General features: G+C 44.8%; 14 protein-coding genes. 6 read left to right on the forward strand and 8 right to left on the reverse strand.

Annotated elements, in window-relative coordinates; genetic code table 11:
• From AAC033_RS15965 to AAC033_RS15975, 3 genes are all read right to left on the reverse strand, one after another.
• The coding region (locus AAC033_RS15965; protein WP_339739929.1) for a carboxypeptidase-like regulatory domain-containing protein at nt 1-746 on the reverse strand (746 nt) is incomplete at its 3' end.
• A gap of 7 nt (nt 747-753) precedes the next feature.
• Nucleotides 754-1590, reverse strand: coding sequence for a FecR domain-containing protein (locus tag AAC033_RS15970; protein WP_339739931.1), 837 nt, complete (start codon nt 1588-1590; stop codon nt 754-756).
• Nucleotides 1587-2093, reverse strand: coding sequence for an RNA polymerase sigma-70 factor (locus tag AAC033_RS15975; protein ID WP_339739933.1), 507 nt, complete (start codon nt 2091-2093; stop codon nt 1587-1589). The genes AAC033_RS15970 and AAC033_RS15975 overlap by 4 nt, the downstream gene beginning before the upstream one ends.
• A 407-nt stretch (nt 2094-2500) precedes the next feature.
• Between AAC033_RS15975 and AAC033_RS15980 the strand changes: the two genes are divergently transcribed.
• Nucleotides 2501-3484: an adenosine kinase gene (locus tag AAC033_RS15980; protein ID WP_339739935.1), complete on the forward strand. Its 984-nt coding sequence runs from the start codon at nt 2501-2503 to the stop codon at nt 3482-3484.
• Nucleotides 3485-3691: 207 nt separating this feature from the next.
• Here the strand turns inward: AAC033_RS15980 and AAC033_RS15985 are convergent, their stop codons facing one another.
• On the reverse strand, nt 3692-4306 hold the full coding sequence (locus AAC033_RS15985; RefSeq protein WP_339739937.1) for a deoxynucleoside kinase: 615 nt from the start codon (nt 4304-4306) through the stop codon (nt 3692-3694).
• 62 nt (nt 4307-4368) lie between these two features.
• Nucleotides 4369-5886, reverse strand: a complete 1518-nt coding sequence (locus tag AAC033_RS15990; RefSeq protein ID WP_339739939.1) for a GH3 auxin-responsive promoter family protein — start codon at nt 5884-5886, stop codon at nt 4369-4371.
• Between the two features lie 183 nt (nt 5887-6069).
• On the opposite strand from AAC033_RS15990, the gene AAC033_RS15995 reads away from it, so the two are divergent.
• The 4 genes from AAC033_RS15995 (at nt 6070) to AAC033_RS16010 (ending at nt 10566) form a co-directional block, all read left to right on the forward strand.
• The gene (locus AAC033_RS15995; RefSeq protein WP_339739941.1) at nt 6070-6615 is read left to right on the forward strand and encodes a CvpA family protein; all 546 of its coding nucleotides are present in this window, start codon (nt 6070-6072) and stop codon (nt 6613-6615) included.
• A gap of 177 nt (nt 6616-6792) precedes the next feature.
• Entirely contained in the window at nt 6793-8085 is a 1293-nt protein-coding gene (gene tyrS / locus AAC033_RS16000) for a tyrosine--tRNA ligase (protein ID WP_339739943.1), read from the forward strand.
• 74 nt (nt 8086-8159) lie between these two features.
• The gene (locus AAC033_RS16005) at nt 8160-9113 is read left to right on the forward strand and encodes a hypothetical protein (RefSeq protein ID WP_339739945.1); all 954 of its coding nucleotides are present in this window, start codon (nt 8160-8162) and stop codon (nt 9111-9113) included.
• A 4-nt stretch (nt 9114-9117) separates the two neighbouring features.
• Nucleotides 9118-10566, forward strand: a complete 1449-nt coding sequence (locus tag AAC033_RS16010; RefSeq protein ID WP_339739947.1) for an O-antigen ligase family protein — start codon at nt 9118-9120, stop codon at nt 10564-10566.
• A gap of 90 nt (nt 10567-10656) precedes the next feature.
• On the opposite strand, the gene efp is transcribed toward AAC033_RS16010, so the two are convergent.
• The 3 genes from efp to tsaB form a co-directional block, all read right to left on the reverse strand.
• Nucleotides 10657-11226 carry an elongation factor P gene (gene efp / locus AAC033_RS16015; RefSeq protein WP_339739949.1) on the reverse strand — a complete coding sequence of 190 codons (570 nt, stop codon included), beginning with the start codon at nt 11224-11226 and terminating at the stop codon, nt 10657-10659.
• Nucleotides 11227-11326: 100 nt separating this feature from the next.
• Nucleotides 11327-12058: a DUF3108 domain-containing protein gene (locus tag AAC033_RS16020; protein ID WP_339739951.1), complete on the reverse strand. Its 732-nt coding sequence runs from the start codon at nt 12056-12058 to the stop codon at nt 11327-11329.
• Entirely contained in the window at nt 12055-12768 is a 714-nt protein-coding gene (tsaB, locus tag AAC033_RS16025; RefSeq protein ID WP_339739953.1) for a tRNA (adenosine(37)-N6)-threonylcarbamoyltransferase complex dimerization subunit type 1 TsaB, read from the reverse strand. Before tsaB ends, AAC033_RS16020 begins: the two co-directional genes overlap by 4 nt.
• 160 nt (nt 12769-12928) lie before the next feature.
• On the opposite strand from tsaB, the gene AAC033_RS16030 reads away from it, so the two are divergent.
• Nucleotides 12929-13619 (forward strand): LytTR family DNA-binding domain-containing protein (locus AAC033_RS16030; protein ID WP_339739955.1); only part of this gene is annotated, 691 nt, incomplete at its 3' end.

The raw sequence follows: 13619 nt of genomic DNA on the forward strand, positions 1-13619 counted from the left end.
CGGATGGAGATTCCGGAGTTTTCGCCTCCCATAAAATTCACTCCGGGAATTAAGGTTAGCGCGGTTACCAGATCGCTATCGTCAATTCGCGGCAAATTTTCTGCTTGTTTAGGGTTGAAGGCTATCCGATCTGACTGACTTCCCAATTCCAAAACATTCTTTTCCTGCTGATAGACATTGATCGTTTCAAGGTGAATATCGAAGGGGACAAGCGCCAGTTTCAGAAACTGCTGGCTGGCTACTTGAAGGGTGGTATCGAGCCGGCGATAGCCCAAATGGCTAATTTGAATGTTGATCCAGTCGGCCTTTTCAATCTTTGCACTAAAAATTCCCAATTCATTGGTTATCGTGCCCTGCTGTTCGGTCAAGCCAATACTACAAAACAAGAGCGGCTCTCCAGTGGTTTCGTCGAACACCTTTCCTTGTATGACCATCAATTCAGGTTTTGGCTGCGGCCGAGGAGCAGGATTGCGGTACAAAACGTAGGTTCCGTCCATCGCCTCGTAAAGCAGATGGTATTTTTTGCTTAGCGCATTCAAAAAATCGTTCAGTGAAACCTGGTCGTATTGCAGATCCACCTTTATGTCCGAGAAATAGTCGGCATCGAAAGCAAACCGGATCGCAGCGGTCTCGGATAGCTCTTCCAACACTAGCCTCAGGCTTTTATTTTCGGCTTGAACCGAAATCATCTTTTCCTGGCCCGCCCCTGATAAACTCAGCAGCATGACCAGTATAAAGCAAGCCATATTGAAACTACTCTTTTTCAACAATCAATAGCTTATTTGTTTTCAGTTGATAGTCAAAGTTCATGGCCCGCGCCAAAATTTCGATGGCTTTTCCCGGCTGGTCCAGTTGCAATGGGCCTGTGAAATTCTTCTGAAGAATACGGTCAGGTGCTTCCAGCGTGTAGTTTTCGCGCTGACAAATCAAGATCAGTATCTCTTTTAACGGCCGATTGTCCCAATGATATGTGTTGTCCGGCAAATTCAGTTTCTGTGCCGGATTAATCTTGAAAGGCCCGTCAACGGCAGTTTCATCAAAAGTGATGGCCTGGCCTTTTTCGAGCGTAAAAGACTGGTTGTGTAGGCTGACTTTTACCGATCCGCTAAAGCAATCCACCCGTCCTGATTTTTCAGAATATGCCTGAACAGTGAATTGAGTCCCCAACACTTCCAGGTATCCGCCTGGAAACTGGACCTCGAAGCGCTTTCCTTCTTTTACCTTGAAATAGGCTTCTCCTTCCAGATGAATTAGCCGGGCTCCTCCAATTCGTTGATAATTATATTTAATCGATGAATACGCTTTGAGCTTTACTTGGCTGCTGTCGGGCAGCCAAACCGTTTGGCTGGCCAGCGTGCTGTTCAATTCTCCGGGAGCAAAAAAACTGGTTTCAGATAAGGCAAAAACAATCATCACCAATGCAGCAATGCCGGCTGCAACTTGGCCGATCCACAGGCGCTTCAGCTTTCGAACGGGTTGCTTCTGACTTTTGGCCTTCATCAATCGTACCCAGGCTTCGTCCTCGCCAAGCGATTGAGGCACTCTCCAGTTGGAGATGTGCAGTTCCATTTTTTCATCTTCCTGGTTCATAACTTTCTGTCCACTTTTTGCCGTAATAATTGCAACGCTTTGCTCATATGTTTTTCCACCGCTTTATTGCTAAGTTGCATCACGGCAGCAATCTCGCTGTATGTCATCTGGTCTATCCGGCTCATCAAAAAAATTGCCCGGGTTTTATCCGGAATCTCGGCAATTGCCGATTGTAACTTTTGGTCAAACTCTTTCAACTCCATGATAAACTCCGGAGATTCGTTGTTCGATTCGTTGATTAGCGTACTGCTAAAGTTTAAGCGAATGGCCTTTTTTCGGTGATGTCTGAAATAGTTATTTTTCGCGATGGTAAACAGATAAGACTTGGCTGTTTCGTTCTTGATCTTATCACGTTCTTCCCACGCTAAAAGAAAAACATCCTGGGTCAAATCATCAGCCAGGCTCAGGTCTCCGGATAAATAGTAAATAAAGTTCCGAATGTATTTGTGATGTTCTTCAAATAGTCTTCGAAACCAGGTGTTGTCTCTCTCTTCAGCCCTCATTGGTGGCATTTTTTCGTTCCATAGCCATGCAAATATAGAAAATTACCCCCATCAAAACCGTTTGCCGAAGATATTAATTGTTCTTCTATAAGCGAATGCCCGGTGCGTCAAAAACAACCATTTTCGCTTGCCCACAATGAAATATAAATCTATCAACCTATTCTAGGCGAGCTCATTGACGATACCAAAACGCCTCTCGCTTATTGTTGCCTGCGCATTGCCTACGTTTGAATACCTGCTGCTTATCGTTGACTACGTGCTGCTTATTCTCGACTACGTCCTGCCTGCCCTTGGGTAAGTGTTGCCCCTTGACTGCGCGCATTGTTCAGCAGAGCGTGTTCGAAAAAGTCGCAAATGAGAAGAAACTCTTTTTTTATTATTTTTGTCCCCCTATGAAAAACGCCATGATGCCAAAAGCAATCGTGGGCATTGGAAGTGCCCTGGTTGATATTCTCGTTCAGTTAGAAGATGATCAGTTACTTCATGCTTTTCAGTTACCCAAAGGAAGCATGACACTGGTTGATGCCGTTCTTTCCCAAAAAATTCTGGATTCGACGGCAGGTTTGGAACGCTCAATTGAAACCGGAGGATCGGCTGCCAATACCTTGCGGGCCATTGCCCAACTCGGTGGCAAAGCTGGTTTTATCGGTAAAATCTCGAATGACCCGATGGGGCATTTTTTCAAAGAAGAATTTGAGAAAAACCAGATAACCCCGCACCTGTTCTACAGCCAGATTCCTACCGGGAAGGCTGCAACGCTGATTTCACCCGATTCGGAGCGTACGTTTGGAACCTACCTGGGTGCTGCCAGCGAACTCACTGCTGACGAGCTTTCGGAGGAGCTTTTTTCAAACTACGATTATTTGCACATCGAAGGCTACCTGGTATTCAATCACGCATTAATTGAAGGCGTGTTGAAGCTGTCCAAAAAGCAAGGACTGAAGATTGCACTCGACATGGCCAGTTTTAATGTGGTGGAAGCCAACCTCGACTTTCTGAAACGTTTGATTGATGAGTATGTCGACATTGTGTTTGCCAACGAAGAAGAAGCCAAAGCTTATACAGGACTGGAACCGCAGGCCGCTTTGAGCGAAATTGCCAAGCAATGTGAAATTGCGATCGTCAAAATAGGACGGGATGGCTCGCTGATTCAAGCGGGCGACCGGTTTGTGAAAGTAGCGACGCCCCAAGTGAAAAGCGTTGATACCACCGGGGCCGGCGATGTTTACGCGTCGGGATTCTTATATGGTTTGGCCCATGATTTCAGCCTGGAGAACTGTGGGAAGCTTGCCTCGTTGCTGGCCAGCAAAGTGATTCAGGTGTTTGGCGCCAAAATTCCAGATTCGGAATGGGTGGAGATTAAGCATGAAGTTGAAGGTCTGCTGGAGTGAACACCTTGGTTGAGTTCATAACAGTGCAGAAGATGAATTCGGGTCAGTTCATTTAATGGTCATTCAATTGTCACTGGTTGTTTATGAATCACCCCATGACAATTGATTGACTCCGAATGACAACAATAGACTCCCAGACTATCGCTGGCAGACAAGAAGCGGACAATGATATAAACGGGTAGAAAGGGCGCGAACGCCAGGTTTCGCTTAAAACAAACCGTGAATTTGCGCATCAATTTTATCAATCACACTACTCAGGTCCTCCGGACTGTTGGTGATGTTAATCTTATCGACATTTATAATCAGCAGTTTGCCTTCTTTGTAGCGACTAATCCAAGCTTCGTATCGTTCATTAAGCTGTTTGAGGTAATCCAGCCGGATGGAATTTTCGTATTCGCGTCCACGTTGCTGAATCTGGTTAACCAGAGTTGGCACGTTGGCCCGCAGGTAAATCAGCAGGTCAGGGGCTTTCACAAGCTTGCTCATCAGCCTAAAAAGCGTCACGTAATTATTAAAATCCCGGGTCGACATCAAGCCCATGGCATGCAGGTTAGGCGCGAAAATTTCGGCATCCTCGTAAATGGTTCGATCCTGCACCACTGTCTGCCCCGAATTCTGGATATCCATAATCTGTGAAAACCGGCTATTCAAAAAATAAATTTGCAGGTTGAATGACCAACGTTGCATGTCTTCATAAAAATCATTCAGATACGGATTTTCATCCACATCTTCGTAATGAGGTTTCCAGCCGTAGTGTTTCGCCAATAAGCCGGTCAGGGTTGTTTTCCCGGCGCCAATGTTACCCGCAAGAGCAATATGCATGATTCTGTTTTTTCAGTTTTGAGTTACAAATTTAATGGAGCTACCTTAATCCGGGCTATAAATTACAATCTTTTTTGCAGGTCGATCAATTCATCCAGATATTTCCGATCGTTGGCCAGTCGCGGAATCTTGTTTTGTCCGCCCACTTTACCCCGTTGTTTCATCCACTCGTAGAACAGGCCCGGTTTCGCCACCAGAATATGGGGTTTCTCCAGGGTCAGGTTCTTGTGGCGCTTGGCTTCGTAATCCGAATTCAGGGTCTTCAGCGAGTCGTCCAATACATCCATAAAATACTCCAGGTCACTCGGTTCCTGCTCAAACTCAATGACCCACTCGTGGGCACCTTTTTGGTCTCCTTTCATGAAAATCGGCCCCGCAGTGTATTCCTTCACAATGGCTCTTGCGCGTTCTGTGGCTATTTTCAGAGCCTGTTCTGCATTGTCTACAATCACTTCTTCGCCAAACGCATTAATGAAATGTTTGGTGCGGCCGGTAATCTTTATTTTAAAAGGTCTTTTGCCGGTAAATTGAATGGTATCGCCAATAATGTATCTCCAAAGCCCGCCATTGGTGCTGATAACCAAGGCATAGTTTTTATCCAGTTCAACCTCATGCAAACTGAGCGTTCGCGGATGTTCGTCCTCCAGATTCTCCATCGGGATGAACTCATAATAAATTCCGTAGTCGAGCATTAAAAGCATGTCGCTGCTATCGGGGTCGTCCTGGATGGCAAAAAAGCCTTCCGATGCGTTGTAGGTTTCCATGTAGTTCATGGTTGCCGATGGGATGATCCGCTGGTATTGCTCCCGATACGGATCAAATTTAATTCCACCATGAATAAAGACTTCCAGGTTGGGCCAAACGTCCAGAAGACTGCTTTTTCCCGTGTGTTCCAGAATCCGGTTTATTAGCACCAGAAACCAGGATGGAACGCCGGCAAGCGAAGTCACATTTTCATCCAAAGACTCATCGATGATCTTGGCGATTTTTTCCTCAAACTCTTCCAGCAGAGCCACTTCAACTGAGGGCGTACGAATGAATTCAGCCCAAAAAGGGGTGTTCTCAATCAAAATGGCGGAGAGGTCGCCAAAATACGACTTGTTGCTGAAGTTGTTCACCTGTTGGCTCCCCCCCAAGGTGAGCGTTTTTCCAAACAAAACGCCCGACTCGGGATTGTTTTTCAGGTACAGGGCGAAAACATCCTTGGCTCCCCGAAAGTGAACATCTTCGAGCGACTGCTTGCTGACAGGAATAAACTTACTTTTGTCGTTGGTGGTTCCCGACGATTTGGCAAACCATTTGATTTCGCCTGGCCACAGCAAATTATTTTCTCCTTGGCGTAAGCGTTCAATATAAGGGGCAAAATCTTCGTAGTAACGAATCGGCACGCGTTCTTTAAATTCTTTTTCTGATCGGATGCTTTTGAAATCGTATTGTTTCCCGAACTCGGTATCGCGGGCTTCCTTTAGCAGGTCAAAGAATACTTCCAGCTGGGTGTCAAATGGATGTTCTTTAAAGAGGTCAATCTCATTGATTCGCTTAAAATTGATCCAGTTGATCACGGAGTTAATAAACGGCATAGATCTGATTTTACGTGATTAAAACAATGTACAGAATCCTGTTTCTGCAGTAGCCAAATTTATCTTTTTTGATTGAGACTACCTACAGACCATCTTAGCAAAAATATTTTTCTATTTTTACTTAAAATTATTTTCAGACTAAAGATCAAGCAACATTCTATTCGCTCATTTAAATCTATTCACGTGAATTACATCGATATTATTCTTGGGGTATTGCTGGTACTGGCAGCTTTTCGTGGGTTCTACAAAGGCTTCGTAGCTGAGGTTGCCTCGCTTGCCGGATTGATTTTGGGTATTTGGGGGGCCATCCACTTTTCGCACCTGACTTCGGAGTTTATCGTTGGTACGTTTAACTATCAATCGGAACATTTAGGGTTGATTGCCTTTATCGCCACGTTTGTCGTCATTGTTATTCTGGTTCATTTAATCGGTAAGGCTGTTGAGACCATTATCTCGGCTGTTGCTTTAGGCTTTATCAACCGCCTGGCCGGAATTCTGTTCGGAGTCATCAAATCGGCATTGATTTTAAGTGTGCTGTTGCTTGTTTTTGAAGAATTGGACGAAAACGTGGGGATGATTTCGGAAGATTTGAAAGCTGATTCACAAATGTATGAGCCGGTAAAAAATTTATTGCCAACCATTTTGCCTTTTCTGAACTTCGATGATTTGAATGGCGATTTATTCGAGCGGGAAGAAGATCGGGAGCACGAGTTTGATAAAGTGACTTAAGATCAGGGATCTGATTAATATTTTCTTTTGCTTTCAGCCCTTAACGGTTCATTTTTATATCTTTGCCGGGATTTCGCGGCCGGATGCGTTCCTGCATGACTTGCCTGATCATCAACACGAGAAGGCAACGACAGGCCAATAAAAATGATAATTGAAAATTAATTCAAAATATTTACGATGAACTTTGTTGAAGAATTGAACTGGCGCGGTATGATTCATGACATCATGCCTGGAACGGAAGAACAACTGCAGAAAGAAATGACGACAGCTTATGTGGGTATTGACCCTACAGCTGATTCGTTACATATTGGACATCTTGTTGGCGTAATGATGCTGAAGCACTTTCAACTGGCCGGACACAAACCCATCGCCTTGGTTGGTGGTGCCACCGGGATGATTGGCGACCCTTCAGGCAAATCGCAGGAACGCAACCTGTTGGACGAACAAACCCTCCGCCACAACCAGGAGTGCCTGAAGGCACAGCTGAACCGCTTTCTGGACTTTGATTCGGATGCACCCAATGCAGCAGAATTGGTGAACAACTACGACTGGATGAAAGAATACAGCTTTCTGGATTTCATTCGCGATATCGGCAAACACCTTACCGTAAATTACATGATGTCGAAAGACAGTGTAAAAAAAAGACTGGGTGAAGAATCAAAAACCGGCATGTCGTTCACCGAATTTTCCTACCAGTTGGTTCAAGGAACCGATTTCCTTCACCTTTATCGCACCAAAAATTGTAAACTACAGATGGGCGGGTCGGACCAATGGGGAAACATTACCACTGGAACTGAGCTCATCCGACGCAAGGAAAGTGGCGAAGCCTTTGCAATGACTTGCCCGCTGATTACCAAGGCCGACGGCACCAAGTTTGGCAAAACAGAAAGCGGTAACGTGTGGCTCGATGCGAAATTGACTTCACCCTATAAATTTTTCCAGTTTTGGTTGAATACGTCGGATGAAGATGCCGAGAAATACATCAAAATCTTTACCCTGTTGAGCCAGACTGAAATTGCTGAACTGGTTGCCAGGCACCGTGAAGCGCCGCATGCGCGCGAGCTCCAAAAAAAGCTGGCCGAAGAAGTAACCGTGATGGTTCACTCACGCGAAGATTTTGAAATGGCGGTGGAAGCCTCGCAAATTTTGTTTGGCAGCGGAACAGCCGAAAACCTGCGCAAGCTTGATGAGCAGACTTTTTTGTCGGTTTTTGAAGGGGTTCCACAATTTACGATTTCGAAAACAGCACTTGCTGCCGGAATCAATGTCGTTGACCTACTGGCAGAAACCGCTGCTGTTTTCCCGTCAAAAGGGGAGCTTCGCCGAAGCATCAAAGGAAACGGACTAAGCATCAACAAGGAGAAAACTACAGATCAAGACTTGATAGTAAATACCGATTTTTTGATCGGAGATCAATATATTTTGGTGCAGAAAGGGAAAAAGAATTATTTCCTGCTGATTGCAGAATAGTGGTTGCTCAAATGAGCAACTGATAATAATTGATGGGGAAATCCGTTCATGGAATACGACCTAACAATAAACTTATGAAAAGCTTTTTTGACAACCAGGACCTGGTGAAGCTGATATGGAAATGGAAAAGGCATTTGATTGGTGTTGGCACCATCGCCATTGTTGGAGCCGCCATCTTTTCATCGCCTTGGTTTATTACCCCCATGTTTCAGTCGCAGGCCCGAATTTACCCAACCAACACCAACACCTATTCCGAAGAATCGGAAAGTGAACAAATGCTGGAGGTGCTGAATTCGACCGACATTAAATGGCAGCTGATTGATACGTTCAACCTGGAAGAACGGTTTGAAATCCCGGAGGATGAAGCCCACTTTCGTACCAAAATTCTAAAAGAATACAACGACCGGATCACGTGTAAAAAAACAGAATACGAGTCGATTGAGTTGAAAGCGCTCGATGCGGATCCTCAAGTGGCCAGCGACATGATCGATTCACTGATTGTTTTTTATAACCGTAAAGTGCTCATTTTGAACCGTCAGAAAGCCCGGGAACAAGCGACATTTTATGAGAAAGACCTGAACCGCAAGCGAAGGGAAATTGAAGCGGTTGCCGCTGAAATGGAACCGCTGAGGAAAGAATATGGTTTGCTCGATTACGAAATTCAAGCCGAGCAGGTGACCCAAGGCTATATGTCGGCTTTGGCAGGTGGAGCCAATAGCCGTGCGATTGCTGACATCAAGAATCTGATGACTAACCTGGAAGAAAAAGGCGGCCGGTTTTTCCTGCTTCAAAAGGAGCTGTTGGCCCTCGAGATGCAACGCGACACCATTGCCAGTCGTTACGACAAGGCACTGGCTAACGCTGAAAAAGATGTGACCTACACCATGGTGGTTGAAGAACCATTTCCTGCTGATAAAAAAGCTTATCCCACCCGCTGGCTGATTGTGTTGGTCTCTCTTGTTGCGGTTGAGTTTTTGGCTCTACTGACCATCTTGGGTCTCGAAGGAATTCAATCTTCAAAATCCTAAGATTTTGCTTCGCCGATCCACTCAAATTATCCTGTTTTATAGTGTTTCCGTTTTATTTTTAGCACTCAATTTTTATTTTATCATCCGGAGCGAAACACTACTCATCAATCTGCTGCCTTTTGTTGCGGCTGTTGTGTTCACAGCGCTGGTGCGCATGGATGGCCTGTTGCTGCTAGTCGCTTTTTTCACGCCGCTGTCATTGCCACTCAATAAGCTGGTCGAAGGCTTGGCCTTCGACATGTACCTGCCCACTGAGCCCTTGCTTTTCGGCTTATTGCTGCTCTTTCTTTTTAAGCTGGCCGAAAGAAAAAGCTTCGACAGGGCCTTACTAAAACATCCCGTTTCCCTGGCGCTTTATTTCTATCTGGGATGGATGCTGATCACCGCACTGACCAGCACAATGCCGCTGGTTTCGCTGAAGTTTTGGCTGGCAAAAATCTGGTTTTTGGTTGCATTCTATTGGATGGGCATTCTTTTTTTTAGAAATAAGAAAAACATCTACTGGTTTGTTGCTCTTTACTGCAGCGCTTTCGTTTTGGTGATTTTTTATGCTTGGTCGCGCCACTTGGCACTGGGGTTTCACAATGTGCAGGCGGCGCATTTTGTGATGAACCCTTTTTATAAGGATCACACGTCCTATGGAGCGATGCTCGCTTTTTTTATTCCGTTCTTGCTAGGCATCACCTTGTTTGCAAGGATTCGTAAAAGGTACCGTTTCCTGGCTGCGATGGCTTTGGTGCTATTTGCCGTTGCCCTGCTGTTGTCATACAGCCGTGCGGCCTGGCTGAGCCTTTCGCTTGGGGCAATGGTTTGGTTGCTTATTCGTCTGAAAATCCGATTCCGGCCTTTGTTTATTACTGCCCTGTCAGCCGTTGCTTTGGTTTGGGTATTTCAAGTTCCAATCCTGCAGTTTCTGGAGCGCAACGATCAGGAGTCGTCGGCCAACCTGGCCACGCATATTTCGTCAATGACCAACGTGACGAGCGATGCCTCCAACCTGGAGCGACTTAACCGCTGGAGTTGTGCCATCAGAATGTTTGAGGAGAAACCGGCTTTTGGGTGGGGGCCCGGAACCTACATGTTTCAGTACGCGCCTTTCCAGCTCACAAAATATAGGACCATCATCAGCACCAATTCGGCCGACCGGGGCAACGCCCACAGCGAATACCTGGGACCGCTCGCTGAATCCGGTTTTTTGGGTATGTTCAGCTTCATCCTGCTGGTTGTGGTTATTCTGTATCGGGGCATTCACGCCTATTCTCAAACGAAAGATCAAGAAAGCCGACTCCTCCTTCTATCTGCAATCATTGGAATTACGACTTACCTGGTGCACGGTTTTCTGAATAACTTTTTGGATACAGATAAAGTGTCAGTCCCTTTCTGGGCCTTTGTGGCTATCATTGTTGTGTCTGATCTTTCCACCAAATCGGAACAGCCCGCTTCAAACGATTAGGCAAGAATTCGCTGTGTAGCGATTCATACAGCATCAAGCTAAAAAAAGCCCGGTTGTAGCCGGGCTTTTTTGATGAAAACATGACGTTTTCTATTTTTTTACGCGTTCGCAGTAGCTACGGTCACGGGTATCAACTTTGATCACATCGTTTTCGTTGATGAAAAGCGGCACCATGATTTCGGCTCCGGTTTCCAGGGTTGCCGGTTTCAGTGCTGTTGAACTTGCCGTGTTGCCTTTTTCTCCGGGGATGGTTTGAACAATCTCCAGCTCAACAAAGGCAGGAAGTTCGGCAGTCAGTGGTGTTTCGTTTTCCGCCTGAAAGTTCACCTCGATCATCTGGCCTTCTTTCATCAAATCGGCATTTTCAATCATGTCCGGATTCAGTGAGATTTGTTCAAATGTTTCGGTGTGCATGAAGTTGCAGCCCATGTCATCTTTATACAAATATTGGTACGGTCTTCTTTCAACCCGAACCACATCTACTTTTACACCGGCATTGAATGTGTTCTCAATCACTTTCCCGGTTTTTACATTCTTCAATTTGGTGCGCACAAAAGCAGCGCCTTTGCCCGGCTTAACATGTTGAAATTGTACAATGGTAAATATCTGCCCGTTGTATTCAATTGTCAATCCGTTTCTAAAATCTGATGTACTTGCCATATCCCTGTTTTATAATGAATTACAAAATTTGCTGCAAAAGTAGTTATTTTCTGCTTAATAATTTTCCTTTTTCAGCCCTAATCCATTCGATTGGTTGGCCTTAGTCCACTTGTTCAACACCTTTTTTCTTGTAGGAATAGATCTCACATTTGAGGGCACCCACTTTCAGATCGAACTCCAGCAGCACTGGAATCCGGTGTTCATCGTCGGTAATGTAGAATTTAAGTCCGCTGTCGCTGTTCAACACTTTTCCTTTATCAATACTTGGCTGAATGACATGGCATCTTTTTGTGCCCAACTTGGTTTTAATTTTGGTTTTCCCCAGGTATTTGATTTTCATCATGAAATACTCATCGGCATGAAACACGGGAATTGAGAATTCTTCGCCGCCATCAAACTGATCGAGGTAATTGGTGTTACGCATGTGGAAAAATGCGGTGACAAAATCTACTGTATTCGATGGAACCTCGCGCGGGCCCGATCGCTGTGAGTAAATCGAGTCCCGGTCGTTGAAAAAGAATGCTTCATTGTACCAACGGTAGCTTCCTTCTTTGATGTTCCGAATAGCCTTGTAAGGCATATAGGTTTTCGGATCGACAATACTCTCATAAATATCGTGAACTCCATACAACAGGTTAGTCACCCCCACCGTGTTCCCATCAAGCAGCAAATGAAGGGCTTCTTTTCCCTGGTAGGTCGTGTCTTCAACACTTAAAATTGCTTCTCCTCCTTTGATGAAGCTATATTTCATGTTGTACTTCAGTTCTTCTATTGGTTGAGCGCTGGCGACAGTACAGACAAGCAAAAAAATAAAAATTATTTGTTGTTTCATTTCCTTAGAATATTTTTCTTGGGGAGGCCTGCAATAAAATCCTTCAAATAAAAAGGTTCAAAATAGGCCAAATCCTCAAATTGATTGTTTTCATATGCTTTCTGGGCCAGAGAACACATAAACTGTGCCGAAGTTTTAATGTCGTTGATAAAGATGGCGTTAGGGTGATCAATTTCGGTGCGACATTTGGCCGCCCCGTTTCCGAAGAAAGCCACCGAATGCTTGCCGAGATAAGCCTCAAAACTGGAGGAATCAACAACTTTTGCAGAAACGGCTTCTACCTGCTTCAGGTTGCGGTCGTACAGCGCTGTATAAACTTCCATTCGTCGGGCATCAATCATAGGGCATAAAAGTAAATCGGGTGCTGACTGAATGGCATACTTCTCTGGGTTTGAGCCAACATGGGCACTCATCGATTTCAGCGGGCTGATAGCAATCAGTGGGATTTGGTTGGCAAAGCAAATGCCCTTGGCCAAAGAAACTCCGATGCGAAGTCCGGTGTACGACCCAGGCCCTTTACTGATGGCAACTGCTTTTAACTGACTGAATTTAAAATGGTTTCGACTCGTCAATTCTTCAGCAAAAACACTCAGCAAGCGGGCGTGATTTTGCCCTTCGTCACTTTCAATATAGTCAATCAGGTTTCCATTTTCAGAAAGCGAAACACTGCAAACCTCCGTTGATGATTCAAGATTTAAAATTAGCGTCATTGTTATTTTAATTTGACTGCAAAATTAAGATATTAACAGAACATGCACCCAAAATGATCTGGAAAAACGAGCGATGCTTTTTTGTTAAAAACAAATCAATCTAAATGACTAAATAATTTCTATTTTTTATTAGTTTTAACTGATTTTTTACTCAGGAAAAATGTATAGAGCCGCAATTATTGATGATGATCAGTTAGCCCGTAGGGTTTTATTTCGGATATTGGATCAACACTTCCCTGATATTGAAATAGTTGGAGAGGCCAGCTCGGTGGAAAGTGGAATTAAATTAATAATAAAAGAAGCGCCGGACTTGGTTTTTCTGGACATCGAAATGCCCGATGGAACCGGTTTTGATTTGATTGAAAAATTGCCGGAAGTTAATTTCAAACTGGTTTTCACAACTTCCTACAGCGACTACGCTATTACTGCCTTTAAATATTCTGCATTCGACTATATTCTCAAGCCTGTTTTAATTGAAAATGTAAAAGCAACCATTCAACGGATTAGTGAAATTCCGGTGCTGAACGAAAAACACCGGGTTGAGGTGTTGAAAAACAGCCTCGAAAACCGAGGAGAAAGTTCGCATGTCACCATTGCACTGCCCGAAATGAATGGCTTTGCCATCATTAAAGTGACCAACATTCTTCGGTGCGAAGGCGAACGCAACTATACCCGGGTTTTCTACCAGAATGGAACTTCAGTTCTGATTAGCCGCACCTTGCTCGAATTTGACCAACTGCTCGTGCCCCATGGTTTTTGCCGCATTCACCGGTCGCACCTGGTCAACCTGAAATATGTTGAGCGCTACCTGAAAACCGATGGCGGACTGGTCGAACTGTCCGATAAATCCA

The sequence above is a fragment of the uncultured Sunxiuqinia sp. genome, from assembly GCF_963974515.1.
In the GTDB taxonomy this organism is placed as follows: domain Bacteria; phylum Bacteroidota; class Bacteroidia; order Bacteroidales; family Prolixibacteraceae; genus Sunxiuqinia.